Source organism: Thermostichus sp. OS-CIW-33 (assembly GCF_054059615.1).
The window spans coordinates 120,286-146,174 of record NZ_JBSSCH010000009.1; the positions used below are offsets into that span (position 1 = coordinate 120,286).

Here is a 25,889-nt window from a genome sequence, read left to right on the forward strand (position 1 = left end):
CTCTCCTCTTCTCTCTAGCGAGGCATCATGAGCGAAAAAGGACGATTTTCCGCTGGCCTGTCGCGGCAGGCTGCCGACGGCAACAAAGCCGACGCCCCTTTGCCCCCTGTGCCCTTTCGCAACTATCAAATTGGCAAAAAAGAGCTGCGTAACCTGATTGCCTGGTCTTTTGCCCGCTACGGCACGGCCCGCACCGCTCAGATGGCGGATGCTCTGAAGACCCTGGGCTTCAAATACGCCACCCAGGCAGCCGTCTCCATCAGCGTCGAAGATCTGCGCGTTCCCCCCAGCAAGCGGCAGTTGTTGGCGCAAGCGGAAGCCGAGATCGAGGCGGCCACCGAGCGCTATACCCGCGGGGAAATCACAGAGGTGGAGCGCTACCAAAAGGTGATCGACACCTGGAACCAAACCAACGACCAGATCAAGGAGGAGATGCTCAGCAACTTCCGCCAGAACGATCCCCTTAACTCCGTTTACATGATGGCCAACTCGGGGGCAAGGGGGAACGTCTCCCAGGTGCGCCAGTTGGTGGGCATGCGCGGCCTGATGGCCAACCCCCAGGGGGAGATCATCGATTTGCCCATCAAAACCAATTTCCGCGAGGGCCTGACCGTTACCGAATACATCATCTCTTCCTATGGGGCCCGCAAGGGCTTGGTGGATACGGCCCTGCGCACCGCCGACTCTGGCTACCTCACCCGCCGCTTGGTGGATGTGTCTCAGGATGTGATCGTGCGGGAATCTGACTGCGGCACCGACCAGGGCATTCTCCTGGAATACCTGATGGATGGGGACAAGGTGGTGGTGTCTCTGGAGGAGCGCTTGGTGGGCCGAGTGCTGGCGCGCGACGTGGTGCACCCAGAAACCCAGGAGATCCTCGCCCGTCGCAACCAAGAGGTGGATCACGACCTGGCCAAGACGATTGTGGAGGCCGGCATCCGGCAGGTGATGGTGCGTTCTCCCCTCACCTGTGAAGCCAACCGCTCCGTGTGCCGGATGTGTTATGGCTGGAGCCTGGCCCATTCCCGCTTGGTGGATCTGGGGGAAGCGGTCGGGATCATCGCCGCCCAATCGATTGGGGAGCCGGGCACCCAGTTGACCATGCGCACCTTCCACACGGGAGGCGTGTTTACAGGGGAGGTGGCCCGCCAAATTCGCGCCCCCTTTGCGGGTGTGGTGCGGTTCCCGAAAAATCTGCGCACCCGCCCCTTCCGTACCCGCCACGGCGACGATGCTCTACAAGTGGAGGTAAACAACCAAATCATCTTGGAAGGCCCAGACGGTCAACGGGAGTCCTTCGACATGACCCAGGGATCCACCCTGCTGGTGCGGGACGGAGCCCAGGTGCAGCGGGATCAGTTGATTGCAGAGGTGTCCCTGGCCAAGGCCAGCCGTAAGAGCACCGAGAAAGCCCAGAAAGAGGTGGTGGCCGACCTGGCTGGAGAAATTCGCTTTGCCGATCTGCCCATCGAGGAGAAGACTGACCGCCAGGGTAACACCACCTACACTGCCCAGCGGCAGGGATTGATCTGGGTGATGTCTGGACAGGTGTACAACCTGCCTCCGGGGGCCGAGCCGGTGGTGAAAAACGGGGATCGGGTGCAGGCGGGGGATGTGATCGCCGAAACCTCGCTGGTGACGGAGCATGGCGGTATTGTGCGGCTACCGGAGCGCAGCGACACCAGAAGTGGGCGCGAGGTGGAGATCATCAACGCTTCGGTGGTGTTGCGGGAAGCACGGGTACGGGTGGAATCCCACCAGGGGCGGGAACAATTTTTGCTGGACACTTCCAGTGGGCAGACCTTTGTTCTCAAGGCTACTCCGGGCACCAAAGTGGGCAACGATGAGGTGGTGGCGGAGCTGATCGACAACCACTTCCGCAGTCAGACGGGAGGCTTGGTGAAGTTCGCCGGCATTGAGGTGGCACGGCGCGGCAAGGCCAAGCAAGGTTACGAAGTCATCCAGGGCGGCACCCTGCTGTGGATCCCGGAAGAGACCCACGAGGTGAACAAGGACATCTCCCTGCTGAACGTGGACGATGGCCAGTATGTGGAAGCAGGCACTGAGGTGGTGAAAGACATCTTTTGCCAGAATGCCGGTGTTGTCGAAGTCATCCAGAAGAACGACATTCTGCGGGAGATTGTCATCAAGCCGGGATCCCTGCATCTGGTGGACAACCCCGCCGACTTGGAAGTGAAAAGTGGCACCCTAATCCAGCCAGGGCAACCGGTGCTCAGCAGCATCGTTCCCGACCGACTGGTCTACCTGGAACACGTGGAAACTCCCGAAGGCCCAGGCTTGCTGCTGCGTCCGGTGCAGGAGTACGAGATCCCCGACCGGCCCTTGGTGCCCACTCAAGAGTCCACCAGCGAGTCCGGTCGCTCCATTCGTCTGCGGGCGGTGCAGCGGGTTCCCTTCAAAGATGGGGAGCGGGTGAAGTCGGTAGGCCCTGTAGAGCTCCTGCGCACCCAACTGGTGCTGGAAATCGATACCGACGCCCCACAACTGAAGGCCGATATCGAGCTGATCCAAGATGAGAAGGATCCAGATATTCGCCGCCTGCAACTGGTGATTCTGGAAACCCTGTTGCTGCGCCGCGACGTGGAAGCGGATCTGACGCAGGGGAGTACCCACACGCGGCTGTTGGTGAAGGAAGGAGACTCCATCGCCAGCGGAGATGTTATCGCCCGCACCGAAATCCAAGCCAAAAAGGCCGGGATCGTCCAAGGGATCCGCGAGGGAGCGGAGGTGGTACGGCGGGTGCTGGTGATTACCGACGACGATCTGGTGCAGGTGCCCCTGACAGGTTCAGCCAGCGTGGCGGTAGGGGCGCTGGTGCGGGCCGGAGATGAGCTGGCGCCTGGGATCCCTTCTCCACAGTCGGGACAGGTAATGCAGATAACGGACGGCCAAGTGGTGTTGCGGATAGCGCGGCCCTACTTGGTTTCTGCGGGTGCCATTCTGCAGGTACGAGATGGCGATCTGGTGCAGCGGGGGGATTCCCTGGCCCTCCTGGTGTTTGAGCGGGCCAAGACGGGGGACATCATCCAGGGTCTGCCGCGGATTGAGGAGCTGCTGGAGGCCCGCAAGCCCAAGGAAATGTGTGTTCTGGCCAAGCGGCCCGGCACCGTTCAACTGAGCTGGCGGGGAGAAGAGCCAGATCTCAAGGTCATCGAAGCCGATGGCACGGTTAGAGACTATCCTGTGCTGCCGGGGCAGAGCTTGATCGTGGTAGATGGACAGCCGGTGGGGGTGGGGGATCCCCTTACCGATGGCCCTGCCAACCCTCACGACCTCTTGGAGATCTACTACGAGTACCATCGCCAAACCTTGGGAGATGACCAAGCCGCGCGGTTGGCTTTGCGGGAGGTGCAGCGCTTCTTCGTGAACGAAGTGCAGAACGTCTACCGCTCCCAGGGGGTGGAGATCTCCGACAAACACATCGAGATCGTGGTGCGCCAGATGACCTCGAAGGTGCGGGTGGATGATGGCGGCGACACCATCCTGCTGCCGGGCGAGCTGGTGGAGTTGCGGGAAATCCAGCAGACCAACGCCACCATGGCCATTACTGGAGGAGCGCCGGCCAAATACACGCCCGTCCTGCTGGGGATCACCAAGGCCAGCTTGAATACCGACAGCTTCATCTCAGCGGCCAGCTTCCAGGAAACCACCCGCGTGCTGACTGAGGCGGCCATTGAGGGCAAATCCGACTGGCTGCGCGGCTTGAAGGAAAACGTAATCATCGGGCGCTTGATCCCGGCAGGCACGGGCTTCACCACCTACGAGGAGATTGCCGCCGAGCCGGAGCCTGACGAAGAGGAGGAAGAGCCTGCGGTGTTGCCGGAGCTGCCGCCTCGTTTGATCTTGGAAGATGATCAATTGATCGACGATTCCACCCCTGCCTTCGACGAGCTAGAGGAGGATGACGACGAGGAGGAGGAGTGAGGCGCTGGGTCTCCAGGATTGGGCCACTTTGCAAACTGAAATCGTCAGTTGCTGCCGCTGCCCCCGCTTGGTGGCCTGGCGAGAGGCAGTCGCCCTTCAGAAGGTGGCCCGTTTTCGCGACCAGCTCTACTGGGGCCGACCGGTGCCAGGGTTCGGGGATCCGCAGGCGCGGCTGTGGGTGATCGGGTTGGCGCCGGCAGCCCATGGGGGCAACCGCACCGGGCGCGTGTTTACCGGGGATCCCAGCGGGGACTGGCTGTTTCGCGCCCTGTACCGAGCCGGGTTTGCCAATCAGCCCACCTCTACCCACCGAGAGGATGGCCTGCAATTGCAGGATTGCTACATCTCGGCAGTGGTGCGCTGTGTGCCCCCGGAGAACCGCCCCACCGCCATAGAAGCCAAGACCTGCCTGGGCTACCTGAAGCAAGAGCTGGAACTGCTAACCCAGGTGCGAGTGATCCTGACGTTGGGGCATTTTGCCTTCCAACACGCTCTGACGCTCTTGCCACCTCTCAGGCCCCGTCCCCGCTTTGGCCACAACTGCGTTATTCCCCTGGCAGAGGGTCGCTATTTGCTGGCGTCTTACCATCCCAGCCGGCGCAACACGGCCACACGGCTGCTGACGGAGCCGATGTTGGATGCCGTTTTCGCGCAAGCCCAGCAGTTGCTGTCTGGTAAGCCAGCCCGACCGGCTGAGGATTAGGCGGGTTGCCAAGATTCGAGGCGATAGGCACTGTCCCAAAACAGCCATTCCAACCGGGAGGCAGTGACAAAAGCTGCCCTCATCTTTTCCCGCAGCGGTTCTGTAGCCTGCTGAGCGACGGAGTCGGTGATGTCCAAAGCCTGCTGCACCACTTGGGCAAATTCTTCCCCGGCGTAGGTGTCGATCCACTGTTGGTAGGGATTGTCAGGCTGCGCGGTGCGATAGATGGTGGATCCCACCTCTCGGTAGATCCAAAAGCAGGGCAGCACAGCGGCAATGGCCACCTCATAGGGATCCACAGCCGCCGCAGCCAACAAAAAACGGGTATAGGCGAAGCAGGCAGGGGCATAGGCTGTTTCGGGTTGAATGTCGTAGAGGCGAAAATAGCTTTCGTGCAGGCTGCGTTCGGCCACAATGGCTCCCAGGGCAAAGTTCAAGAAACTCACCACCTGCTCAGCCCCTTCGGAACGAGCTCCAATCAAGGCCAGGGCGCGGGCAAAGTCGGTGAGATAAAGAGCATCCTGCTGCAAGTAAAACTGGAACCGCTGCCGCGATAGGCTGCCCGCTGCCAACTCTCGGTTGAAGGGGTGATCGAGGATTTGCTTGTAGATGGGCTGAATGGCTTGCCAAAGGTGGGCTGTAAAGGACTGGGGCATGGCGACCGTCTCTCGGCGTTTGGTCTTCGGGTTTTGTCCGGCTTCGGTCGAGGGCTGATTGACCTAACCGGGGGCAGCACCTCTGCTGTGGCTGAGACTCTCTTCATTTTGAATCTCAATTAGGCTTCGGGCATGAGGGGGCGGAACCCATGCTTGCGAGAAAGCTGCCCGATCAGATCCAATTTCTCAAGGGTGATCAAATTGCGGCCCCAACTGAAATTGGTGTGCAGCCCCTCAAACTCCAGTAGCATGGACTCGGCAAAGCAGGCGAAAAGCTGACGGGCCGGGTTGGCCACATTCAAAAACTGCATGATGTTCCATTCAATGTCCAAAGAGTGCTCCACCATCCCCCCGTCAATGACGTAGAGCCCCTTCCGATGCAAGCTGGAGGCGATGTTCTTCGGGTAGCCACCGTCGATGATGACACAGGGATCCGGCAAAACTTGGGGATCGAGGGCCATGCCTTGGCTCATGCTGGCCACCCAAACGATAAAGTCAGCGCGGGGCAGGGCCTCTTCCAGCGAACAGATCTCCCCCTGCTTGAGGTTGGCCTGCAATTCCTCCAGACGCCGTCGCTCTCGGGCGATGAGCAACAATTTGCCCAAGTGAGTGTGGGCCACCAACCATTGACAAATGGCGCTGCCGATATCTCCGGTCGCCCCCACCACCGCAACCGTAGCGGCTGCCAAGTCCATGGCGTAGCGCTGGGCCGCCAACTGCAGTTGCTGACAGATGATGTAGGCCGTGTGGGTATTGCCGGTGGTAAAGCGTTGGATCTCCAAGTCAATGTTGCGGACTCGCCGGAGACTGTCGAGGCGAAAAGTCTCAAAAATGATGCTGCTAAATCCCCCCAAAGCAGTAATGTTCAAGCCGCGCCGCTGGGCTAGGGCCATGGCATTCAACACTTTCCGACAAGCTGCCTTCACCCGTCCCCCCGCCAACATCTCCGGCAAGAAACAGGATTCGACGTACTGCCCATAAATCTTTTGGCCGGTGATGCTGGTTACCGTGATCTCGTCCACCACCTGAGGGGGAGCCATGCACCAGAACTCCAGGTCGCTCTCCGCATATTCGGAATAACCCAGCTTGTCTGCCACCCGCTTCGCATGGGCCAGGCTGGTCAAGTGCCCAATCAGGCCGAACATAAAGGTTTACCCGCTTGGATAACTGATGGATCCCATCAAAACATGTCCATACCCGCCTGTAGCCAGCCTAGAACTGCAGTCCGCCGGCAGAGGATGAATGCTGAGGTGGGTCATGCTGCCCGCAAACCCTGGGCAGAGAGGCGCATCACCTCGCGGGTGCTGAAGCCGATGTTGGCCAGCGCCTCTCCATAGGCAATCATAAAATCCTCGACGATGGCCTCGCGATCCATATAGATGGCTTCTACATCCTGGTCCACCTGCTGCAGCATCTGCCACACCAAAGGCAGGTTCTGGGCGTTGGCCGCTTCGATCTGCCCTTTGACCTCGCCAAAATGCTCCCCTAGCCAGCGCTCTCCAAAATTGAGGTGCAGATATTCATCCTTGACCACCCCCTCGGTGATCTTGCGGGCAAACTCATCGGCGACGGGGATGTAGATGTTGTAGGCGGCAATGGCAAAGCATTCGATGATCAGCGACTGAATGACCAAGCAGGTAACTAGGTCTCCGGCTGCTGCCGCTTTTTGGAAATTGTTGCGCAAAGGGGCGAAGAAAGTGCGGGCAAACTCCCTATCCGGCTCTACCTGCAGGTTTTTGCCGCAGGATTGAAAGCCTTTCATGTGCCGCAATTCCATCTTGGCCAGCTTGTGCAGCTCCTCTGCCCCTTCCGGCAACATCTCGGCCAGCTTGAGGTAGTTGTCGTGGGCTTCTTGTTCCCCTTCGATCACAATGCCGTTGATGCGAGAGTAGGCCTGCCGGTAAACCGCGCTGCCATAGTCCAAGGTGGTGCCACCCTCATCGGCTAAAGGCTGGGGGGTATTGGGCAGGACGTTCACTGGGGCCATACTCATGCATCTCCTCTCGGTGTTGTTTGGGTGTTGTTGATTGTCTATGCTGACTCGACAATCGCCTCGATTGCAGTTGAATCGCTCTCTTAATCAGAATAGCTGTAGCTGCCGCAGAATTGGCGGGATTCCTTTTGCGGAATGATAGGGGTCTGCTAGGGTGAGGGTTCGAGTGCCGTTGTGGAGCCTGCTGTATGTCTGCTCTTGGGGATGGCCTGAACCAACTGCGCCAGTTGCTGGTGGAGCTGGAGGAACGATCCCTCGATCAGCCGATTGGCAGTGCCGAGGAGGTGTTGCAGGCCATTGAGCTAGCCACGGCTTTTGAGCTGTTTGAGGCGGAGAGCAGCGGTTTGCTGCTGCAGATTGTGGCCAATCTCTGGGATCGGGTACGGCAGCAGGATTTGTCTCCAGGGGAGATTCAGACGGTATCGGAGAAGTTGCGGGCGGTGGGCTATACCGATGCCGAAATTCAGGAGATCCTGGACTTGGAGCCGGAGGACTAGCCCCATTTCCCCCTCTAGGCTTGAACCATGCCCAGCTCCACCGGTGTAACACCCGCTTCCATCTGAGTGGTGGCGTCGTAGCAAGCCCCTCGCAGGTTGGCCAGCTTGAGTTTGCACTGGGCCAGAAGGGCTCCTCTCAAGTTGGCCCCGGTGAGATTGGCCCCTGCCAGGTCTGCTTGGCTGAGATCGGCTTCGCTCAAGTCCGCTTCGGCCAGGTTGGCCCCACGCAAGTTGGCTCCTTGCAATCGGGATCCCTGCAGCTTGGCTTTCTCTAGGTTGGCCAGCCGCAGGTTGGATCCCTGCAGATCCGCTTGGCTGAGGTCGGCGCCGCTCAGGTAGGCCCGCTCCAGGTTGGCAGAGGCCAGCTTTGCCTGGCGGAGAATGGATCCCCCCAAGTCGATCCCGGCCAAGTCGGCCCCGGCCAGATCAGCTCCGGCCAGTTGGCTGTTGCTGAAGTCCCGCTCACCGCTGCCGTAGCGTTGCAACAGGTCTGCTCCAGTTTCCACCATCGCTGTTTTCCACACCGGACGAATGGATCCTACCTAGGAATAGAAGGGCCGCCAAGAGCACGCTAGGATAGGCGCAAGCCGTTTTCCGGGATCCCCCCTTATGAGCTTGCCCCGTGTGCCCCGAACTCGACCTCGCCCCAAGCTGCGCTCGATCCCTCGCCGCCAAACCGAATCCGCCCTCTATGCCGAAATGCAGCAGCTCACTGTCGAAAAGCAGCGGCTCAACCAAGAGCTAGAGTTTATTCGAGAGCGGCAAGGGCAAATCCACGCGCGACTTCAGGAAATCGAGCAGGCCATGCAACACCTTCAGCAGGAGGCAAAAGCCTTTCGGGATCCCGCTCCTGCCTCTGAACCCGCCCAGCTCAGATCCCGCCCTTCCCGCTTCCCGCCCATGACCTTCGAGTATTGAGGGATCCTATAAATCTCAAAGAAGACCCAAGATTCAAAGCAGACCTAAGCAACAAGTCAGGGGATTCTGTAGCCAACTTAACTATTTGCTGCTTATCTCAACCCGACTCCAGAATCTGGGCCAGCGAACAGCTGTTCTCAAGCTGGCTGCACAGTTACCTGAACTTCAGGGCTTATGACTTCTTCTCCCCAGATATCGTCAGATATCGTCGGTCTAGAGCGTTTTGCTAAGGCCCTGCCCAGGCAACTTTCGGGCGGTATGCAGCAGCGGGTGGCCATTGCCCGAGCTCTGGCGGCCCAGCCGAAGATTTTGCTCATGGATGAGCCTTTTGGCGCTTTGGACGTGCAAACCAAGGAGACGATGCAGGAGTTTTTGCTGGATCTCTGGCAGCGCACGCGCACCTCAATTTTGATGATTACCCACGATGTGGAAGAGGCCGTCTTTCTGGCCCAGCGCATCTATGTACTCACGTCCCATCCTGGGCGGGTGAAACGGGAGCTCCGGGTTGATTTCCCCAGTCGGCGCGACTACAGTCTCAAGCGCACTTCTTCCTTCCAAGAGGTGAAGGACGAGATCTTGGCTCTCCTACGAAACCAGAAAGGGATCCCGTTGAGCGACGCTGCGCCCGCGGGCTGATCAGGCAAACACCACCGTTTTGTTGTGGTACACCAGCACCCGATTCTCCAGGTGATACCGCACTGCCCGTGCCAGGACTAGGCGTTCCATGTCGCGGCCTTTGCGGACGAGGTCGGCAACGGTATCGCGGTGACTGACCCGCACCACGTCTTGCTCGATGATCGGCCCTTCGTCCAGATCTTCGGTGGCATAGTGGGCAGTCGCGCCGATGATCTTCACCCCCCGTTGATGGGCGCGGTGGTAGGGGTTGGCTCCGGCAAAGGCGGGCAGGGTGGAATGGTGAATGTTGATGACCGGCGGGGCTTGGCGGAGCAGCCACCCACTCAAGACCTGCATGTACTTGGCCAACACCACCAGGTCAATTCGATATTCCTGCAGGAGAGCGAGCTGACGGGCTTCGGCTGCGGCTTTGCCCTCTGGAGAAACGGGGATGTGGTAGTAATCGATACCGAAGGAGCGGGCCACCGATTCCAGGTCGGGGTGATTGCTGATGATCAAGGGGATCTCGGCGGGCAGTTCTCCCGCCCTTTGCCGCCAGATCAGATCCAAAAGGCAGTGGCTTTGCTTGCTGGCCCACACTGCAAGGCGACGGCGAGTGTCGGAAAAATGCAGTTCCCAGTTGGCTTGGATCCCACGGGCAATACCCGAAAAGGCGGGGACAATTTCCCCTCGCTCCAGTTGGAAGCCCTCCAAGTCCCACTCGATGCGGCTCAAGAACAGTCCTGCCTCGGGATCCGTATGGTGATCGGCGTGAATGATGTTGCCGCCGTAGCTGTAGATGAAGCTGGAGAGCTTGGCTACCAGCCCTTTTTGATCAGGGCAAGATACCAACAGGGTGGCACTGGGCATCGGTAGACAACAGCCTCAACTTTGTGGGGACTGGCTCTCCCCAAGAGCAATCCATTCTCAATCTACCCGGTTGATCTCTTCCAATAGCCAGGGATCCACCGGCTGGCCATCCCAACGCTTTAGGTCGATGCGAATCCACATCGCCGCAGAAGAGCCGGCGGGGGGCAGTTCCTGGTGAAACGAGATCTCATAGTCGGACGGGTTTTGGCCATGCTGCCGCAGCCAGGTCTCCACTTTAGCAGGAGCGAAGTAGGACTGCCCTTGCTCGAACAGGCGCGTGATTTCCATGCCGAAGCAAAGGGGGTTAAAGCGGGGCATAGACTAAGCAGCGTCTGCGGTTTGAGCGTCGTCGGCTACGGATGGGGGGGGAGCCATCTCTGAGGTGGGTGTATCGGCTGTGGCGACCGACTCGGCTTTGGGCTCAGCCGCGGCTGCTGTTCGGGAAACCTTGGGAGGGGCGGCAGCCGTTGTCCCGCGGGTGGCTTTTTCCAGCTCTTGGGCCTCTTTGTTCAGTTGCGCCTCGAACTCTCTGGAAGCGTCCTGCAGGCTGCGCAGGGTTTTGGCCAGCGTGCGACCAATCTCCGGCAGTTTGCGGGGCCCAAAAACCAAGAGAGCCACCGCAAAGATGACCAACATTTCCGGCAGTCCAACACCCAAAAAATTCATGAGCCTCGGCAGAGTACGGTTTGGTCGGGATCCCTTCGCCTCCCTAGAGTGACATTTTCTTGCCGCGGACTGCAAGTAACTGCCGGCTCTCCTCATCCATTCTGATGGCTTTGGTTGGCTTTGGTGTTCTCCTCTCAGCTCATCTGGGCCCACCTCTCCCTGGCCGGCCAAGTCAAAATGGTAGAATTGCATCATTAATCAATGTTCTTCATTGGCCTAGGCTTGCCCATGCTCCAAACCCTACAAAAGCTCCTCGGGGATCCCAACGATCGGAAGATCCGGCAGTACCGTCCTGTCGTCAAGCTGATCAACTCGCTGGAGATCGAGATCGCCTCTCTTTCGGATGCGGAGCTCAAGGCCAAGACCACGGAGTTTCGCCAGCGCTTAGACAGAGGAGAATCTCTGGACGATCTCTTGCCGGAGGCATTTGCCGTGGTGCGGGAGGCCGCCAAGCGAGTTTTGAACTTGCGCCATTACGACGTACAGCTCATCGGCGGCATGGTGCTGCACGAAGGCCAGATTGCCGAAATGAAAACCGGCGAGGGGAAAACCCTGGTCGCCACCCTGCCTGCCTACTTGAACGGCCTGACTGGGAAGGGGGTTCACATCGTTACCGTCAACGGCTACTTGGCGCGGCGCGACTCGGAGTGGATGGGGCAGGTGCACCGTTTCTTGGGCCTGACGGTCGGTCTAGTGCAAGAGGGCATGTCACCCGAAGAAAAGCGCCGCAGCTACAACTGCGACATTACCTATTGCACCAACAGCGAGCTGGGCTTCGACTACCTGCGGGACAACATGGCCACCGACATCAAAGAGGTGATGCAACGGCCCTTTAACTACTGCATCATCGACGAGGTGGACTCAATCCTTATCGACGAGGCCCGCACTCCCCTGATCATCTCCGGTCAGGTGGCTCGCCCCTCCGAAAAATACCTGCGGGCAGCCCAGGTGGCGCGGGAGCTGATCCGAGATGAACACTATGAGGTGGATGAAAAAGCCCGCAACGTCATCCTTACCGACGAGGGGTTTGAAGCCGCCGAGCGGTTGCTGGGGGTCTCTGACCTGTTTGATCCCAAGGATCCCTGGGCGCACTTTGTCTTTAACGCGGTGAAGGCCAAAGAGCTCTTCATCAAGGATGTCCACTACATCGTCCGCAATCAAGAGGTGGTGATCGTGGACGAGTTCACCGGGCGGGTGCTCCCCGGCCGCCGCTGGTCTGATGGGCTGCACCAGGCGGTGGAGGCCAAAGAGGGGGTGCCGATTCAAAGCGAGAGCCAAACCCTGGCCACCATCACCTACCAAAACCTTTTTCTGCTCTATCCCAAGCTTTCCGGCATGACGGGCACGGCTCGCACTGAGGAGGCCGAGTTCGGCAAAACCTACAACCTGGAAGTTACGGTGATCCCCACCAACCGACCCATCCGCCGCAAAGATGCCCCCGACTTGGTGTACAAGACCGAAAGGGGCAAATGGCAAGCGGTTGCCGAGGAAATTGCCCACATGCACGCCCAGGGGCGCCCCGTCCTTGTGGGCACCACCAGCGTGGAAAAATCCGAACGCCTCTCGGCCATGCTCAAGGAAATGGGGATCCCCCACAACCTCCTCAACGCCAAGCCAGAAAACGTGGAGCGGGAGGCGGAGATCATTGCCCAGGCGGGGCGAAAAGGCGCCGTAACCATTGCTACCAACATGGCCGGTCGAGGCACGGACATCATCTTGGGAGGCAATGCGGAGTACATGGCCCGCCTCAAGCTGCGGGAACGGCTGATGCCCAAGCTGGCTCAATTGGACGCCGACAACCCCTTGGGATCCGTTCAGATGGTGGGACGGGGGGGTGGCCAGGGATTTGGTGGGACAGCACCCAAGCCGAAAAAATCCTGGACGGTGGTCTCCCCCAATTTTTACCCCTGTGAGCTGTCGGCCCGCACCAGCCAAGCCTTGGACGAAGTGGTGGCGGCAGCGGTGACCAAGTACGGGTTGAACCGTCTGCCAGAGCTGGTGGTGGAGGATCTCATCGCAGTAGCTTCCGAGAAAGCGCCGGTGCAGGATCCGCTAATTTTGCAACTGCGGGAGGTTTACAACAGCATCAAAGCCGAGTACGAAAAAATTACTGAGGCCGAGCACGAAGAGGTGGTGAGGCTGGGGGGCCTGCATGTGATCGGTACGGAGCGCCATGAATCCCGCCGTATCGACAACCAGCTGCGGGGCCGCGCCGGGCGACAAGGGGATCCCGGCTCCTCGCGGTTTTTCCTCAGCTTGGAAGACAACCTGCTCAAGATTTTCGGTGGCGAGCGGGTAGCCAAGCTCATGGACATGTTCCGGGTGGAGGAGGATATGCCCATCGAGCACCCGCTGCTCAGCAGCAGCCTGGAGAATGCGCAGAGAAAAGTGGAAGTATACTACTTCGACATGCGCAAGCAGGTGTTCGAGTATGACGAGGTGATGAACAACCAGCGGCGGGCCATCTACTCAGAGCGGCGGCGCATCTTGGAGGGGGAAAACCTCAAGACCAAGATCCTTGACTATGTGCGCAAAACCGTTGGCGAGATTGTGCGAGCGCATGTCAACCCAGAGCTGCCCCCGGAAGAGTGGGAAATCGACAAGCTGACCGCCAAGATGCAGGAGTTTGTGCCGCTCTTGAAGCAGAACCTCAAGGTTGAGGATCTGCGGGATCTCTCCTACGAGCAGATCTTGGACTACCTGATCAAGCAGGCAGAACTGGCCTATGAGGCCAAAGAGGCTTTTCTGGATACCTTTGAGCCCGGTTTGATGCGCAAGGCAGAGCGCTTTTTCCTGTTGCAACAGGTGGACACCCTCTGGCGGGAACACCTGCAGCAGATGGAGGCGCTGCGGGAAGCTGTGGGCCTGCGAGGCTACGGTCAGAAGGATCCCCTGATCGAGTACAAGAACGAGGGCTACGAGCTGTTCCTGGAGATGATGGACAACATCCGCCGCAACACGGTGTACAACCTATTCATCTTTACTCCCCAAATTGTGCAAGTGCCCCAGGCATCGCGACCGGCTCCGGCACCCACTGCGGCTGCCAGCCCTGATCCCAGCTCTGCTTCAGGGGTGGTGGAAGCCGATTTCACGGAAGAATAATTGGCGTAGAGAGAAGTCAGCGGGGGAGGAGGATCTGTCGTAATGCCTCTTTCAGTTGTGGGTACTGGAAGGTAAAGCCCATCTGCAAAGCCGCTTGCGGGATCACTTTCTGCCCCGTCAAAACCACTTGAGCTGCCTCGCCCAACAGCAGTTCCAACGCCAGCTCCGGCACAGGCAACCAAGAGGGGCGACCCAAGACCTGGCCTAAGGTTCGGCAAAACTCTTCCATCTGCACCGGGTTGGGAGCGGTGGCGTTGAACACTCCGGATCCCTGCTCCAGCAGGAAGCAGACCAAGCTCACCCAATCCTCGCGGTGGATCCAGGACAGCCATTGTTTGCCGGAGCCGATCGTTCCGCCGATAAAGAACTGAAAGGGGGCCAGCATCTGCCCCAGCGCTCCTCCATCCGGACCCAACACAATCCCCGTGCGCACGATGGCCAAACGGATCCCCAATTCCTCAACCGGCCGGGCGGCAGCTTCCCAGGCCTGACAGACTCCTGCCAGAAAATCTTGGGCCGGGGGATCCGTCTCCGTCAGGGGATCCCCTTCTGGATGGGATCCGTAGTAACCCACCGCCGAGCTGCTGATCATCACCTGGGGCTTTTGGTTGAGGGAGGCGAGGGCTTGGACAAGGGCCTGGGTGGTTTCCACACGGCTACGACGGATTTCTTTTTTCTTGGTCTCTGTCCAGCGAGAAGAAGCCAAAGGCTCTCCGGCCAAGTTGACAATCCCCTCGTACCCTTCCAGGGCGGCTGCCCAGGCTTGCGGTTGGTAGGGATCGTAGGGCAGCAGCTTGAGGTTGGGGGATTCCCCCAAAATGCGGCGGGCCTGCTCCAGGCGGCGGGTCAAGACCAAAACCTGATCCCCTTGCTCCAGCAGACGGGCCACCAAGCGACGCCCGATAAAACCACTTCCACCCGTGATGACAATGCGCATGATGTGGATCCGACTTGCATCTGCACAAGCCCTGTGCCGCCCTTGTCCTTTGAACGGTGCAGAGCCTTTCCGCTACTCGAACCTCTAGCCTAGCGCGTTTCCTGCCCCGCGTTGGCCATTGCCTGGGATCCCGCCATCCGTTTGCTGAGCTTGGCGAAGTGGCAGAGCCCAAGAAAGCCCAAGAATAAAAATGTTTTGCGGCAAAGCCTGACACACCTGGAAAAATCGGCTTCAATAGGCCCTAGCTGCGCTTCTTGGCAGCAGAGGTGGTTCATCGTCCCCCTATTTTCTTCCCTTCACCCGTGACACCCAAGTCTTCTTCCCGTACCCCGGCTCGCCACGTGTCTATGCGTGCAGAGCAGGTTGCTGGGCCGCGGCTGGACATCTCTGTTGCTCCACGAGTGCATCGCTCCCAAGGGCAGGGATCCCTGGTTCGGGCAGGGTTTCCCTCCTCTCTCCCAATTTCCGGTCGGCGGACGATCCCTGTCCAGCGCTCCCGCCGGCGCGGACGGCAAGAACCTGGCCACGAGCCTCAAGTCTGGGAGATGGCCTGTCACATCGGGGTGAATGTCTTGTTTACGGCGGCTGCCCTCAGTGGTTTGTATCGCCTCTTGCCGGTGCAGTTGGCTCAGCACCACCGGCTCCAGGTTCTGGAGCGGCATATCGAGGTCTTGTCCACTCGGATTTCTCGGCTGCAGGAGGGGGTGGATCGAGGTATGGATCCCTTGCAGCAGGAGGCCCTGATCAAGGAACGGCTGAATCGGGTGCCACGCAATCAAATTCAGGTGCGTTTGGTGGATCCCAGTACCTGGGTGGCGGACGACGAGAAGAACACCCACCCTTCCTGGATCGGGCAGTCCACCCAGTCGCCTGCCAGGCCGTAGGCTGCCTCTGCCTAGGCTTGTTTGAGAAGCAAGGCCACCTCTTTGGCAAAGTAGGTGAGGATGATATCGGCGCCAGCCCGCTTCATGGCCAGCAGCGATTCCATCATCACTTTTTTGCCGTCGATCCAGCCCTTTTGTTCGGCGGCTTTGATCATGGCGTACTCGCCGCTGACGTTGTAAGCGGCCACGGGCAGATCCGTCGATTCCTTAACTCGGTAGATGATGTCCAGGTAGGCCAGGGCCGGCTTCACCATCACCATGTCCGCCCCCTCGGCCTCGTCCAGCTCCACTTCCTTGATGGCTTCCCGAGCATTGGCGGGATCCATTTGATAGCTTTTCTTGTCTCCCGATTTGGGCGCGGATCCCAGGGCATCGCGGAAGGGGCCGTAGAAGGCAGAGGCATATTTGGCAGAATAGGCCAGGATCGCCACATCGGTATAGCCTTGGTCGTCCAGGGCCTCCCGAATGGCACCGACACGACCGTCCATCATGTCCGAGGGGGCCACAATATCCGTTCCCGCCTCTGCTTGGGAGAGGGCTTGCTTGACCAAAACTTCCACCGTCTCGTCGTTGAGGATCACCCCATCCCGCACGATGCCATCGTGGCCATCGCTGTTGTAGGGATCCAAAGCCACATCGGTTACCACCAAGATCTCGGGAATTTCCTGTTTAATCCGCCGCACCGCCCGCTGGATCAAGCCCTCCGGGTTGAAGCACTCCTGCCCGGTGGGATCCTTTTTCTCTTCCGGCACCACCGGGAACAGGGCCACCGCCGGGATCCCCAGTTGAGCGGCTTCTTCCACCTCCTTTAGCAGCAGGTCTAGGGTGTAGCGGTAGCAGCCGGGCATCGACTCCACTTCCTGCCGCTGGTTCTCCCCCTCCATGACAAACAGGGGATAGATCAGATCCTGCACCCGCAGGTGGGTTTCCTGCACCATCTGGCGGAAGGCCTCTGTGCGCCGCAGCCGACGGGGACGGTAGATCAGGTCTTGGCTCATGGGAGCAGCAGGAAAGAGGGCGTTTCTATTTTGCCATGAGGTCGGTAGGGGCTGAGCTGGTCGTCCGGCGAGGGGCGACATCCGGGGCAGAGGGGAAATGCCGGGCCAGCCAGCGGCGAAGGGGCTCTTTTACCGCTTCCGCTTGGCAGTCGTGTAAAAGATCGTGGCGGGACTGGGGAAAATCGTGGATTTCTCCCTGGGGCAGCCGACGGGCAAAATCCACAGCTCCGGCAGGATTGACGACGATATCGGCAGAGGTGTAAAGCAGCAAAACCGGCAGGCGGAGCCGATGGGCTTGATCAAGGCAGCGCTGCCCGCTGCGCACCAGTTCGGCTGTGAATCTGGCCCGCGTTACACCACACATGTGGGGATCCGCCGCAAAGGCGGCTTGCTGCTCGGGTAGGGAAGTCACCCGCGCTGGCTCGTAGAGGCCGGTCAAGGCCAACTGGGGAATAACCCTGTCCAAAACTTGCAGAAGGGCGTGGGTCAAAGGGGTGAAATAGTGGTCGATGCGAAAAGCGGGAGAGATGAGGATCAGGCCCTGCACCTGGCCGGGATGGGCAAGGGCATATTCCGTAACCCAGTTGGCCCCCGCGCTATACCCACACCAGATCTGCGGGATCCCTTTCTGCGGCCAAATCTGCTGCGTGATCCTCTCCAGATCGGCTTGATATTGGCTGAAACGGTCGATCCAGCAGCGGATCCCGCCGGAGCGACCAAATCCCCGCATGTCAGGCGCCAAAACCTCCCACCCTTGAGCAGCCAACTCGCCGGCCAAAGGGCAAAACCCGCCGCCGTGATCCCCTTTACCGTGCAAAAGCAACACCCGTCCGCAAGGGGATCCCTGGGGCCAGTGGTGCAGAAAAGCTGGGATCCCATCGGAAAGCAGCAACTCCTGAGGCCGATAGATCCCCGACGCAGTTTGCGGCTGAGTTTCCGACCGCCCATCCAGAGCCTCTAAGTCACCTAACCGATCAAAAGGCATGGGCAAATCCAACACACGTCCGGCAAGACCCGGCAAAGCCACAAATCCTATCTTCCTATGTCCCAGTCGCCCGCGAGCGCTGCCGCCGCTGAGGAGTTGCAATCTTTGTTTCCAGCCCAGCATATTTCTTAACAATCTCTGCTCTTGCCGGGGATCCCTAACAGGCCAAGCTTTGCAGCCTTTTCTGAGGATGGGATGAAAGGATCTCTCGGGGGGAGACTGGGGCCATTTGCGGGAAAAAGGCCCTCTGAGAGGTATGATGTTGTGAAGAAGTTTTGCGGGGTCTCAGGTTTGACGGGATCCCCTCTCTGGGGTGGTTCGCCCTTGCTTTACCATTGCCTTAGCGCCTCATCGGTTCATTCAGTCGGAAACGGGTTGCTGAAACTATGCTGTTACTGAAAATCTCTGTTTACGCGGTTGTCATCTTTTTTGTGGGGCTTTTTGTGTTTGGTTTTTTGAGCAACGATCCCTCCCGTAACCCCAACCGTCGAGACCTGGAGTAGGGGATCCCGCCTTGGGCAGCTTGCGAACTCCAGTGATAACTGGCTCATCGCTTGAGGGAGCATGCCTCTGGCCCTGTTTTTGCCGAACCTTGCTGGTTGCCCTAGCTATGGGAGAACGGATGCCCAGGGAGCTCCTGCTGGCGGGGTAGCGACAAAGTTGCTGCTGGTCATGGGTTGCAGCAGCGGTGAGCGAGATTCAGTCTTATTGCAACTCCGTCCCGCTGGCACGACCTGTGGCGGCCATTCCCCTCTGGAGTGAATGGCCTCGCCTCAAAGCTGGCAACTCGGCTGGCTCACTGGAAGGCGGTAATCAGCAATGTCTGGGATCCGGAGCGATTCTGTTGGTCAAACGCGGTAATCCGGAACTGCCAAACGCCGATGGGATCCCCGAGGGCAACGCGGAAATCGGTACTGAAGCTACAAAAGGTGGCCCCAGGGTTACAGCCGGCCTGCTGTGGGCTGAAGAATTCCCTTTGCACGCGCACGCCGCTGGGGTTGAAAGTTTCCAGCTCGAGGAACTGCGTTGGACGAGCACCGCCGGGCACACTCACCTGCACCGTGAAGGCCGGCGTGGAGGTACCCACCCGCACCGAGGTGGGCGCATTGATAAACGAAACCGTTGGGCCTTGGGGTGGGGGCAGGATCGAGCCCCCTGAGCTGCCGCCATCTCCACAGGCAGCCAGGCCAGTGGCCAAAAGGATCAGAGCAGTCCGTTGCATCCCTCAGTTCCTCACGAAAACCCGTCAATCCTCACAAGACCTGACTAGAATCTACACTCCCCTCAGGGACTGCCGTTAGCACGGCTCTAAGCTACTTTCTGCCTCTGCAGCTTGAGAAAAGATGCGCCACGACCCAAATCTGCATGGGCCTTTGCGCAGAGTTGATTCCCTTGCTTCAGAGCAGCAGCAAGCGCCGCAACAGCAACGCTATCACTGCAACAAAGCTGGCCACGATGAGCTGTCCCGGCAGAGTATAGCCGGAGTAAAGCCCTATCAACCTCAGCAACTCCCCATTCCAGGGTTGTGTGGCCAAAAGGTAGAGAATCCCGGTCAGGTGAACCAAGGCCAAAGCCACCAAGCTGCCGGATCCCAGCTCTTGGAGGCCCACCGGGGAGTAAGGGATCCCTCCTGCCAACCGCTTCCCATCGACAGCACGTTGGCGGGCCAGAGGAGAAGGGGGTGGATAGGGATCCCGTTGCGGAAAAGCAATTGTCCCGCAGGCCCAGGCTCCTGGCAGAAACCCCAGCAAGTAGCCAAAGGCGGGCTGGTATAGGTACTGCCACCCTCCCCCTTGGGCAAACACCTGTAGCCCTGCCAGCCCCAACCCCAGGTAGACGATCTGGGCGCACACCGCTGCCACCGGCCCCGCCAAACAAGCCGTCAGCAACACGCCCCCAATTTGCAGCGAGAAGCTGTATCCCCCCAACCCAGGCAGCCCGGGCGGAAAACTCAAATGGGTTAGGGTGCCCAAAATGGTCAGGAGGACCCCAATCGCCGTCCAAAGCCATTCCAGAGGAGTTAAGAGCAAGCCAGACCGCATAAACCGAGAGGAAATTTTTCCCTATGCTAAGAAAGGGAAGGGGCAGATGGGGTGGGCAAAAGGTGGTCAAGGCAGAGTGGATTGAACTGGCCCAGGCCCTGGCCGATGCTGCCGGAGCGGTGATTCGCCCCCTGTTTCGCGGAGAACTGCAAGCCGAATACAAAGAGGCCCGCTCCCCAATTGTGACGGTGGCCGACCGGGAGGCAGAGCGGGCCATGCGAGCTTTGCTGATGGCCCAAGTGCCAGAACACAGCATCCTTGGCGAAGAGTTTGGTTTTCACCAGACGGGATCCCTCTATACTTGGGTTCTGGATCCCCTGGATGGCACCATCGCCTTTTCCACCGGCAAGCCCACCTTTGCCACTTTGATTGCCCTCTTGGAAGAAGACCGCCCCATTTTGGGCATCATCGATCAACCGGTGTTGCGGGAACGCTGGCTGGGGGTGCGGGGACAACCCACCCAATGGATGACCCCCTCTCACCGACAGGCTGCTCAAACCAAGGCCAATACCGACCTCAGCCGCGCCTACTTGAGCTGTACCACCCCTGATTTGTTCACCCAACCCGACCAACAACGGTGCTTCCAGGGGCTCAGCCAAGCAGTTCACATTACCTCCTATGGGGGCGATGGCTACCAGTACGGCCTGCTGGCCAGCGGCTGTGTGGATCTGGTGATGGAGTGTGGCCTTGCCCTCTACGATTTTGCTGCCCTTGTGCCGGTGATCGAGGGATCCGGTGGCGTGATTACCGATTGGCGAGGGGATCCCTTAACCCGCACCTCCACCGGAGAAGTGCTGGCGGCGGCCAACCCCAGCTTGCATCGACAGGCCCTGGCCGTGATTCAAAAAAGCGGGATCTACCCAGCGAAATAAGCAGGCTCATTGCCAGGTTTCCACTTGATGTTGCAGCCCAGGCTGGGCTTTTGGTCGGGATCGATGGGCTTGCCGGCCAGAAGGTTATCCAGCGCCGCCCGCAAATCTTTGCCCGTCACCGGCACATCGGTCAGGCTGGGACGGCTGTCGTCCAGTTGACCACGATAGACCAACTTGCGATCCGCGTCGAACAAGAAAAAGTCGGGGGTGCAGGCGGCGGTGAAGGCTTTGGCCACCTCTTGGGTTTCGTCGTAGCAGAAGGGGAAGGTAAAGCCCAAGGTCTCGGCCATCTTCTTCAAGTTCTCTGGGCTGTCATCCGGGTATTTCTCCACATCGTTGGCGCTGATGGCTACAATGCCGACGCCGCGATCCTTGTAATCTCTGCCAAGGCGGGCCAGCTCCTCTTGCACGTGCTTCACATAGGGACAGTGCTGGCAGATGAACATCACCAGCAGGGCCGGCTTGTCGGCAAAGGTGGAGAGGGAGATGGTTTGGCCGCTCACCACATCCGGCAGGCTGAAGTCAGGGGCTGGGGTGCCCAAAGGCAGCATGGTTGAGGGGGTACGGGCCATAACAAACCTCCAGCGTAAGGTTTCCTCAATCATTGTGGATCATCCTGCTCCCACAGGAGCCGTCGCAAGGGGATCTCGCCGGCAAACGGGAGCGCCGGAAGGGATCCCAAGCAGGCCGGGGACAGCTTTTACAATTGGATAAGGTTGGCAACACGATTGTTGGGGAGCTGAGCCTTGAGCACCGCCGTCTTACCTGCTGCTCCTTTGGTGGATACTCACGTCCACCTCAACTACCCCGATTTTGCCGCGGATCTGCCCCAAGTGGCCGAGCGCTGGCGTCAGACGGGGATCCGGCGTTTGGTGCATTCTTGTGTAACACCGGCAGAATTCCCCCAGTTGCAGGCCATTGCCGACCAGTATCCGGAAGTATTTTTGTCGGTGGGGCTGCACCCTTTGGAGGCGGGCCAGTGGCAGCCCGATTTGGCCGAAAAGATCGCCCACCTGGCCGCCAGCGACGAGCGAGTGGTGGCTATCGGGGAGACGGGCCTGGATTTCTACAAGTCCAACCCGGCGGATATCGAGCGGCAAAAAGAATCCTTCTGGGCCCAGATTGCCATTGCCCAAGCGCAGGATCTGGCGTTGATCGTCCATTGCCGCGAGGCGGCAGCAGCCACCTACGCCATCCTCAAGGAGGCCATGGCCACGGGGGGGCCAGTGCGGGCGGTGATGCATTGCTGGAGCGGATCCCCGGTGGAAACCCGGCAGTTTGTGGAGCTGGGCTGCTACATCAGCTTCAGCGGCATTGTTACTTTCAAGAACGCCGAGACTGTCCGCCGGTCGGCCTTGGAGGTGCCCCTATCCCAGCTTTTGGTGGAAACCGATTGCCCTTTTCTGGCTCCCACCCCCTTCCGCGGCAAACGCAATGAGCCGGCCTATGTGCAGCGGGTGGCCCAAACCTTGGCGGAGCTGTTGGGAATCCCGCCGGAAAAACTGGCAGAAGAAACCAGCCAAAATGCCGCTCGCCTGTTTCAGCTGCCTCTCCTCTAGCTCTGCTTTCCGAGGGCGCGGGTGAGCCGTAGGCCATTCCCGGCTCCAGATCTCAGGCGATTCCAACCCGGGAAACCCTGAGTTACCATTTTTAACTTTTTCTTTAACTTTTCTTTTGAGCCCGCTTACCTTTCTCAAAGACATCCTATGCTGGAAAAAAGGGATGTATCTCTAGATACTTCCCGTTAATCCCAGGGGCTAGGGGCTTGCAACTATGGGTACTGAAACGTGGGCTGCCGCAGCTCGACCCAGCCGAGATGCCCTCATCAACCGCATCACCCACCAGATTCGGCAATCCCTGGAGCTGGAGGAAATCCTCAAGGCAACAGCGGAAGAGATACGGTCTTTTCTGGAAACGGATCGGGTGAAGGTGTACCGCTTCGACCCGGAAGGGCATGGGACGGTGGTGGCGGAAGCGCGAGGAGGGGAGCGGCTGCCCTCGCTCTTGGGGCTGACTTTCCCGGCAGGGGATATTCCGGTGGAGGCGCGGCGGTTGTTTCGTTCGGCCCAGGCGCGGGTGATTGTGGATGTAGAGGCGCAGAGCCGTTCCATCAGCCAGCCGGAGTCCTGGGGGTTCTCTGCTAGGGATCAGCTGGGCGAGCCGCTACAGCGGCCTGTGGATCCCTGCCATGTTCACTATTTGAAATCCATGGGGGTGGCCTCTTCCTTGGTGGTTCCCCTGATGCATCACCAGGAGCTATGGGGGCTGTTGGTCTCCCATCATGCTGAGCCTCGTCCCTACTCCCAAGAAGAGCTGCAGGTGGTGCAGTTGGTGGCGGATCAAGTTTCCATTGCCATTGCTCAGGCGGAATTGCTGGAGCAGGCGCGGCAGAAGGCGCAGCAGGAACGCCTCATCAACCAAATTGCTGCCCTGGTTTATTCGCCTCTACACCCGGAGACGACCTTGACTACGGTGCTGGAGCAGCTTGCTGCCGGTTTGCAGGGGATCGGGGCGCGGCTGCGGATCCACTTTATGGGCGCAGACACCCTCTGTTGTCATGGTGTGCAACCCCCGGCAAGCTACGACACCTGGCTACAGGAGCAGCTCGGAAGGGCCGGAGGAGCGGGGGGCTGGGTCAAGATGTGGTCGCTATCCCACTTGGAGAAATGGCCGGAGCTGCAAGAGCAGATGAAGCAGACACCCATTCGTGGCCTGCTGGTGGCCCAGCTCGCCTGGAATGACCAGCCGGTGGGCTGGCTGAGCGTGTTTCGCGGGGCCGTTTACCAAGAAACCCACTGGGCGGGCTACCGTTGGTTTACCCAGGGGGATCCCAGACAAGAACTGCCTTTGATTTCTTTTGCTGCCTGGCGGGAGCTGAAAATTGACGAGCCTAAGGCTTGGTCAGCTGCAGAGCAAGAGCTGATGAGTCGGGTCGGGGTACATTTGGCCCTGTCCATTACGCAAAATCAGCTCTACCGGCAGTTGCAAACCCTCAACGCCCGTCTGGAGCAGGAGGTGCAGGAGCGGACGGCGGCCCTGCAGCGATCTCTGGCTATGGATGCCCTCTTGCAGCGGGTCACCGACCAGGTGCGCAGCAGTTTGGAGGAAGCCCAGATCCTGCGGGCAGTGGTGCAGGAGTTGGCTCTGGGGTTGCCCATTCAAGGTTGCGATCTCTGTCTCTACGATTGGGCATCTGGCCAGGCGACGGTGCGCTATGAATACACCTCTGCTCTACCACCTGCCGGTGGGATCACCCTGACCTTGGCCGACTACCCCGATCTTTACCGGCACCTGCAAGGGGGTCAAGCGGTGCAATTCTGCCACTTGCCTGGGCAGGGCTGGATCCCCCGTCGGGAAGGGCTGACCCTGCTGGTGTGCCCGCTGCGGGATGACCAAGGGGTGCTGGGGGATCTCTGGCTGGCGAAGCCGGCAGCCGAGTGCTTTGATGAACTGGAGGTGCAGGTGGTGCAGCAGGTGGCGGATCACTGCGCCATTGCCATCCGCCAGGCCCGCCTCTACCAGGCTTCTGTGCAGCAAATTGGTGAGCTGGAGCGCCTCAACCGCCTCAAAGATGATTTTTTGAGCACCGTCTCCCACGAGCTGCGCACCCCCATCACCAACATGAAGATGGCCATCCAACTGCTGAAAACCGCCCGCGCCCCCCAAAAACGAGAGCAATATCTCAAGATTTTGGAGCAGGAGTGTGAGCGGGAGGCGGAATTGGTGAACGACCTGCTGGATCTGCAGCGGTTGGAGCAGGGATCCAAAACGCTCCATCTGGAAGAAGTGCCGCTGGCAACCTGGCTGCCCAGCGTGCTGGAGCCGTTTCTACAGCGGGCCCAGGCCAACCAGCAACGGTTGCAGTGGCAGATCGCGCCGAATGTGGGCAAGGTGCTCACCGATCAAGGTGGCCTGGAGCGGGTGGTGCAGGAGCTGGTCAACAACGCCTGCAAGTATACTCCCCCAAGGTGCAACATCTGGGTAACAGCGCAGCGCTCTGGCCCGCAGCAGGTGGAAATTCGGGTGATCAACGAGGGAGTAGAAATTCCCCACAGCGAGTGGGAGCGCATCTTCGAGAAGTTTTACCGCATTCCCAGCGGGGATCCCTGGAAGCGGGGCGGCACCGGCCTGGGCCTGGCTTTGGTCAAGCAGTGGATGCAGCGGCTGGGGGGCAGCGTCTCGGTGGAGAGCTCTCAAGGCAAAACCTGCTTTACCCTGGTGTTGCCGCAGGGATCCCTGCCTGTGCAGACCTCACCCCTAGCCCACAACTGTGCCTAGCCACATGAGCAATGCCCACTCAGAAGCGTTGCGTTTGGCCGCCGAGCAGTTTAACCGGGGGGAATTTTACGCCTGCCACGACACCCTAGAGGCCCTGTGGATGGAGGCAGTGGATCCAGAGCGGCGCTTCTACCAGGGGCTTTTGCAAACCGCCGTGGCCTACTATCACCTGCAAAACGGCAACCGCCGCGGCTGCATGATCCTGTTGGGGGAGGCCAACCGCAAGCTGGCGGACTTTCTGCCCACCTACGCTGGATGGGATGTGCAAGCCCTGTGGCAGGCTAACCAGGGCATCCTGCGGCATCTTTCTCAACTGCAACCCCAGGATCCCCTGCCTTACCTGGCCATCCCCACCCTGAGTTGGGTTGAAGACTGACCTGAGCAGGCCCAACAGCGGCGCTAGCGCTTGGAGCGACGGGCTTTGCGCTCAACTTCGTTGCGTCGCCGCCGATCCCGCCAGTCGATGAAGGTAATGTAGCCAACGCCCAGGGTTACGGCTGTCAACAGCAAAAAGATGCTTCCGTAGGCGATGCGGGCGACCAAGGGAAGATCGGTTTCCATGGTGTGAGCGGGGGTAACCCCGTCAATATCGGCGGCAGGAACAACAAGATGAATGCAAGATGGATGTGAGGCTCAATCCAGGCATGACAAATTACATGCCGTTGCGCCCCCAGACCACCAGGGCAATGGAAAGAACGAAGAAGGTGGGGACGGCAATCCAGCCAAGGGTGATGATGTCCATAGGTCTAGCCCAGCTAAAGAGGGGTTATCTCGAGGTGATCCCATTTTACGAGAGGAGATCCCTTGTCAACGGACATCTACGAACACCTGTTTTCAGCTAGAAATCGCAGGAGCCCCGCACTGTACCCGTAGGGTCAGTGTCGGGAGGAATGCGGAAGTTATGATAGAACCATGACCCAAGTCCTGA

The 25,889-nt window shown here is 59.4% G+C and carries 26 protein-coding genes and 1 pseudogene; 12 read left to right on the forward strand and 15 right to left on the reverse strand.

What is annotated here, in order from left to right; all coding sequences use genetic code 11:
* Positions 1-27: 27 nt before the first annotated feature.
* Both ACVWZG_RS08810 and ACVWZG_RS08815 read left to right on the forward strand, forming a co-directional pair.
* Positions 28-3,945, forward strand: coding sequence for a DNA-directed RNA polymerase subunit beta' (locus ACVWZG_RS08810; protein ID WP_457405953.1), 3,918 nt, complete (start codon positions 28-30; stop codon positions 3,943-3,945).
* On the forward strand, positions 3,923-4,648 hold the full coding sequence (locus tag ACVWZG_RS08815; protein ID WP_457405951.1) for a uracil-DNA glycosylase: 726 nt from the start codon (positions 3,923-3,925) through the stop codon (positions 4,646-4,648). The genes ACVWZG_RS08810 and ACVWZG_RS08815 overlap by 23 nt, the downstream gene beginning before the upstream one ends.
* Here ACVWZG_RS08815 and tenA read toward each other — a convergent pair.
* From tenA to ACVWZG_RS08830, 3 genes are all read right to left on the reverse strand, one after another.
* A complete protein-coding gene (gene tenA, locus ACVWZG_RS08820) occupies positions 4,645-5,304 on the reverse strand; it encodes a thiaminase II (protein WP_414416477.1) in 660 nt (219 codons plus the stop codon). The two genes, ACVWZG_RS08815 and tenA, sit on opposite strands and share 4 nt — an antisense overlap.
* A gap of 119 nt (positions 5,305-5,423) precedes the next feature.
* Positions 5,424-6,449, reverse strand: a complete 1,026-nt coding sequence (locus ACVWZG_RS08825) for a long-chain acyl-[acyl-carrier-protein] reductase (protein WP_457405950.1) — start codon at positions 6,447-6,449, stop codon at positions 5,424-5,426.
* 110 nt (positions 6,450-6,559) lie between these two features.
* On the reverse strand, positions 6,560-7,291 hold the full coding sequence (locus ACVWZG_RS08830) for an aldehyde oxygenase (deformylating) (RefSeq protein ID WP_041436745.1): 732 nt from the start codon (positions 7,289-7,291) through the stop codon (positions 6,560-6,562).
* Positions 7,292-7,485: 194 nt separating this feature from the next.
* Between ACVWZG_RS08830 and ACVWZG_RS08835 the strand changes: the two genes are divergently transcribed.
* Entirely contained in the window at positions 7,486-7,794 is a 309-nt protein-coding gene (locus tag ACVWZG_RS08835; RefSeq protein WP_414330858.1) for a hypothetical protein, read from the forward strand.
* A 14-nt stretch (positions 7,795-7,808) separates the two neighbouring features.
* Here the strand turns inward: ACVWZG_RS08835 and ACVWZG_RS08840 are convergent, their stop codons facing one another.
* Positions 7,809-8,303 carry a pentapeptide repeat-containing protein gene (locus ACVWZG_RS08840; RefSeq protein WP_041436747.1) on the reverse strand — a complete coding sequence of 165 codons (495 nt, stop codon included), beginning with the start codon at positions 8,301-8,303 and terminating at the stop codon, positions 7,809-7,811.
* 100 nt (positions 8,304-8,403) lie between these two features.
* On the opposite strand from ACVWZG_RS08840, the gene ACVWZG_RS08845 reads away from it, so the two are divergent.
* Positions 8,404-8,712: a gas vesicle protein GvpV gene (locus ACVWZG_RS08845; RefSeq protein WP_238376787.1), complete on the forward strand. Its 309-nt coding sequence runs from the start codon at positions 8,404-8,406 to the stop codon at positions 8,710-8,712.
* Positions 8,713-8,913: 201 nt separating this feature from the next.
* Positions 8,914-9,348 (forward strand): annotated as a pseudogene (locus ACVWZG_RS08850) (ABC transporter ATP-binding protein); the annotation flags it as partial.
* On the opposite strand, the gene purU reads toward ACVWZG_RS08850, so the two are convergent.
* Genes purU through ACVWZG_RS08865 form a run of 3 tightly spaced genes read right to left on the reverse strand, consistent with a single transcriptional unit; the run spans position 9,349 to position 10,833 of the window.
* The gene (gene purU, locus ACVWZG_RS08855; protein ID WP_457405947.1) at positions 9,349-10,197 is read right to left on the reverse strand and encodes a formyltetrahydrofolate deformylase; all 849 of its coding nucleotides are present in this window, start codon (positions 10,195-10,197) and stop codon (positions 9,349-9,351) included. It lies immediately after the preceding pseudogene.
* Between the two features lie 57 nt (positions 10,198-10,254).
* Positions 10,255-10,515 (reverse strand): hypothetical protein, encoded by a 261-nt coding sequence (locus ACVWZG_RS08860; protein ID WP_457403072.1) that lies wholly within the window; start codon positions 10,513-10,515, stop codon positions 10,255-10,257.
* A 3-nt stretch (positions 10,516-10,518) separates the two neighbouring features.
* A complete protein-coding gene (locus tag ACVWZG_RS08865) occupies positions 10,519-10,833 on the reverse strand; it encodes a TatA/E family twin arginine-targeting protein translocase (RefSeq protein ID WP_457415336.1) in 315 nt (104 codons plus the stop codon).
* Positions 10,834-11,091: 258 nt separating this feature from the next.
* Between ACVWZG_RS08865 and secA the strand changes: the two genes are divergently transcribed.
* Positions 11,092-13,965, forward strand: coding sequence for a preprotein translocase subunit SecA (gene secA / locus ACVWZG_RS08870; RefSeq protein WP_414389641.1), 2,874 nt, complete (start codon positions 11,092-11,094; stop codon positions 13,963-13,965).
* Between the two features lie 16 nt (positions 13,966-13,981).
* Here the strand turns inward: secA and thyD are convergent, their stop codons facing one another.
* Positions 13,982-14,902, reverse strand: a complete 921-nt coding sequence (thyD, locus tag ACVWZG_RS08875; protein ID WP_457405944.1) for a thylakoid membrane protein ThyD — start codon at positions 14,900-14,902, stop codon at positions 13,982-13,984.
* A gap of 347 nt (positions 14,903-15,249) precedes the next feature.
* Here thyD and ACVWZG_RS08880 point away from each other — a divergent pair, with 347 nt between their 5' ends.
* On the forward strand, positions 15,250-15,786 hold the full coding sequence (locus ACVWZG_RS08880) for a slr1601 family putative cell division protein (RefSeq protein ID WP_414344726.1): 537 nt from the start codon (positions 15,250-15,252) through the stop codon (positions 15,784-15,786).
* Between the two features lie 11 nt (positions 15,787-15,797).
* Here the strand turns inward: ACVWZG_RS08880 and hemB are convergent, their stop codons facing one another.
* Complete coding sequence (hemB, locus tag ACVWZG_RS08885) at positions 15,798-16,784, reverse strand: porphobilinogen synthase (protein WP_414344721.1); 987 nt, start codon at positions 16,782-16,784, stop codon at positions 15,798-15,800.
* Between the two features lie 25 nt (positions 16,785-16,809).
* The gene (locus ACVWZG_RS08890; RefSeq protein ID WP_457415338.1) at positions 16,810-17,769 is read right to left on the reverse strand and encodes an alpha/beta hydrolase; all 960 of its coding nucleotides are present in this window, start codon (positions 17,767-17,769) and stop codon (positions 16,810-16,812) included.
* A gap of 386 nt (positions 17,770-18,155) precedes the next feature.
* Here ACVWZG_RS08890 and ACVWZG_RS08895 point away from each other — a divergent pair, with 386 nt between their 5' ends.
* Complete coding sequence (locus ACVWZG_RS08895) at positions 18,156-18,272, forward strand: photosystem II reaction center protein I (protein ID WP_011434021.1); 117 nt, start codon at positions 18,156-18,158, stop codon at positions 18,270-18,272.
* A gap of 293 nt (positions 18,273-18,565) precedes the next feature.
* Here ACVWZG_RS08895 and ACVWZG_RS08900 read toward each other — a convergent pair whose 3' ends face one another.
* On the reverse strand, positions 18,566-18,991 hold the full coding sequence (locus tag ACVWZG_RS08900) for a hypothetical protein (RefSeq protein ID WP_414331421.1): 426 nt from the start codon (positions 18,989-18,991) through the stop codon (positions 18,566-18,568).
* A 175-nt stretch (positions 18,992-19,166) separates the two neighbouring features.
* Entirely contained in the window at positions 19,167-19,799 is a 633-nt protein-coding gene (locus tag ACVWZG_RS08905) for a biotin transporter BioY (protein WP_457415341.1), read from the reverse strand.
* A 35-nt stretch (positions 19,800-19,834) separates the two neighbouring features.
* On the opposite strand from ACVWZG_RS08905, the gene hisN reads away from it, so the two are divergent.
* Positions 19,835-20,683, forward strand: coding sequence for a histidinol-phosphatase (gene hisN / locus ACVWZG_RS08910; RefSeq protein WP_457405937.1), 849 nt, complete (start codon positions 19,835-19,837; stop codon positions 20,681-20,683).
* Here hisN and ACVWZG_RS08915 read toward each other — a convergent pair.
* Positions 20,668-21,255 (reverse strand): thioredoxin family protein, encoded by a 588-nt coding sequence (locus tag ACVWZG_RS08915; RefSeq protein WP_041437584.1) that lies wholly within the window; start codon positions 21,253-21,255, stop codon positions 20,668-20,670. The genes hisN and ACVWZG_RS08915 overlap by 16 nt on opposite strands.
* Before the next feature lie 207 nt (positions 21,256-21,462).
* On the opposite strand from ACVWZG_RS08915, the gene ACVWZG_RS08920 reads away from it, so the two are divergent.
* The 3 genes from ACVWZG_RS08920 to ACVWZG_RS08930 all read left to right on the forward strand — a co-directional run bounded on the left by ACVWZG_RS08920 (position 21,463) and on the right by ACVWZG_RS08930 (position 25,337).
* A complete protein-coding gene (locus ACVWZG_RS08920; RefSeq protein WP_457406049.1) occupies positions 21,463-22,242 on the forward strand; it encodes a TatD family hydrolase in 780 nt (259 codons plus the stop codon).
* Between the two features lie 214 nt (positions 22,243-22,456).
* Positions 22,457-24,961 (forward strand): sensor histidine kinase, encoded by a 2,505-nt coding sequence (locus ACVWZG_RS08925; protein ID WP_457405935.1) that lies wholly within the window; start codon positions 22,457-22,459, stop codon positions 24,959-24,961.
* Between the two features lie 4 nt (positions 24,962-24,965).
* Positions 24,966-25,337: a DUF309 domain-containing protein gene (locus tag ACVWZG_RS08930; RefSeq protein WP_011434029.1), complete on the forward strand. Its 372-nt coding sequence runs from the start codon at positions 24,966-24,968 to the stop codon at positions 25,335-25,337.
* A gap of 23 nt (positions 25,338-25,360) precedes the next feature.
* On the opposite strand, the gene ACVWZG_RS08935 is transcribed toward ACVWZG_RS08930, so the two are convergent.
* Positions 25,361-25,522 carry a hypothetical protein gene (locus ACVWZG_RS08935; protein WP_011434030.1) on the reverse strand — a complete coding sequence of 54 codons (162 nt, stop codon included), beginning with the start codon at positions 25,520-25,522 and terminating at the stop codon, positions 25,361-25,363.
* 91 nt (positions 25,523-25,613) lie between these two features.
* On the reverse strand, positions 25,614-25,703 hold the full coding sequence (locus ACVWZG_RS08940; protein WP_244349857.1) for a cytochrome b6-f complex subunit PetN: 90 nt from the start codon (positions 25,701-25,703) through the stop codon (positions 25,614-25,616).
* Between the last annotated feature and the right edge of the window lie 186 nt (positions 25,704-25,889).

Bases quoted from the DNA above. Each gene is read 5' to 3' on its own strand.
- ACVWZG_RS08940 (WP_244349857.1), bottom strand. From the start codon at position 25,703: ATGGACATCATCACCCTTGGCTGGATTGCCGTCCCCACCTTCTTCGTT.
- ACVWZG_RS08890 (WP_457415338.1), bottom strand. From the start codon at position 17,769: ATGCCTTTTGATCGGTTAGGTGACTTAGAGGCTCTGGATGGGCGGTCG.
- ACVWZG_RS08935 (WP_011434030.1), bottom strand. From the start codon at position 25,522: ATGGAAACCGATCTTCCCTTGGTCGCCCGCATCGCCTACGGAAGCATC.
- ACVWZG_RS08810 (WP_457405953.1), top strand. From the start codon at position 28: ATGAGCGAAAAAGGACGATTTTCCGCTGGCCTGTCGCGGCAGGCTGCC.
- ACVWZG_RS08835 (WP_414330858.1), top strand. From the start codon at position 7,486: ATGTCTGCTCTTGGGGATGGCCTGAACCAACTGCGCCAGTTGCTGGTG.
- ACVWZG_RS08930 (WP_011434029.1), top strand. From the start codon at position 24,966: ATGAGCAATGCCCACTCAGAAGCGTTGCGTTTGGCCGCCGAGCAGTTT.
- hemB (WP_414344721.1), bottom strand. From the start codon at position 16,784: ATGAGCCAAGACCTGATCTACCGTCCCCGTCGGCTGCGGCGCACAGAG.
- ACVWZG_RS08895 (WP_011434021.1), top strand. From the start codon at position 18,156: ATGCTGTTACTGAAAATCTCTGTTTACGCGGTTGTCATCTTTTTTGTG.
- ACVWZG_RS08840 (WP_041436747.1), bottom strand. From the start codon at position 8,303: ATGGTGGAAACTGGAGCAGACCTGTTGCAACGCTACGGCAGCGGTGAG.
- thyD (WP_457405944.1), bottom strand. From the start codon at position 14,902: ATGCGCATTGTCATCACGGGTGGAAGTGGTTTTATCGGGCGTCGCTTG.
- ACVWZG_RS08830 (WP_041436745.1), bottom strand. From the start codon at position 7,291: ATGGCCCCAGTGAACGTCCTGCCCAATACCCCCCAGCCTTTAGCCGAT.
- tenA (WP_414416477.1), bottom strand. From the start codon at position 5,304: ATGCCCCAGTCCTTTACAGCCCACCTTTGGCAAGCCATTCAGCCCATC.
- ACVWZG_RS08900 (WP_414331421.1), bottom strand. From the start codon at position 18,991: ATGCAACGGACTGCTCTGATCCTTTTGGCCACTGGCCTGGCTGCCTGT.
- secA (WP_414389641.1), top strand. From the start codon at position 11,092: ATGCTCCAAACCCTACAAAAGCTCCTCGGGGATCCCAACGATCGGAAG.
- ACVWZG_RS08860 (WP_457403072.1), bottom strand. From the start codon at position 10,515: ATGCCCCGCTTTAACCCCCTTTGCTTCGGCATGGAAATCACGCGCCTG.
- ACVWZG_RS08845 (WP_238376787.1), top strand. From the start codon at position 8,404: ATGAGCTTGCCCCGTGTGCCCCGAACTCGACCTCGCCCCAAGCTGCGC.
- purU (WP_457405947.1), bottom strand. From the start codon at position 10,197: ATGCCCAGTGCCACCCTGTTGGTATCTTGCCCTGATCAAAAAGGGCTG.
- ACVWZG_RS08815 (WP_457405951.1), top strand. From the start codon at position 3,923: ATGACGACGAGGAGGAGGAGTGAGGCGCTGGGTCTCCAGGATTGGGCC.
- ACVWZG_RS08825 (WP_457405950.1), bottom strand. From the start codon at position 6,449: ATGTTCGGCCTGATTGGGCACTTGACCAGCCTGGCCCATGCGAAGCGG.
- hisN (WP_457405937.1), top strand. From the start codon at position 19,835: ATGCTAAGAAAGGGAAGGGGCAGATGGGGTGGGCAAAAGGTGGTCAAG.
- ACVWZG_RS08880 (WP_414344726.1), top strand. From the start codon at position 15,250: ATGCGTGCAGAGCAGGTTGCTGGGCCGCGGCTGGACATCTCTGTTGCT.
- ACVWZG_RS08925 (WP_457405935.1), top strand. From the start codon at position 22,457: ATGGGTACTGAAACGTGGGCTGCCGCAGCTCGACCCAGCCGAGATGCC.
- ACVWZG_RS08915 (WP_041437584.1), bottom strand. From the start codon at position 21,255: ATGGCCCGTACCCCCTCAACCATGCTGCCTTTGGGCACCCCAGCCCCT.
- ACVWZG_RS08865 (WP_457415336.1), bottom strand. From the start codon at position 10,833: ATGTTGGTCATCTTTGCGGTGGCTCTCTTGGTTTTTGGGCCCCGCAAA.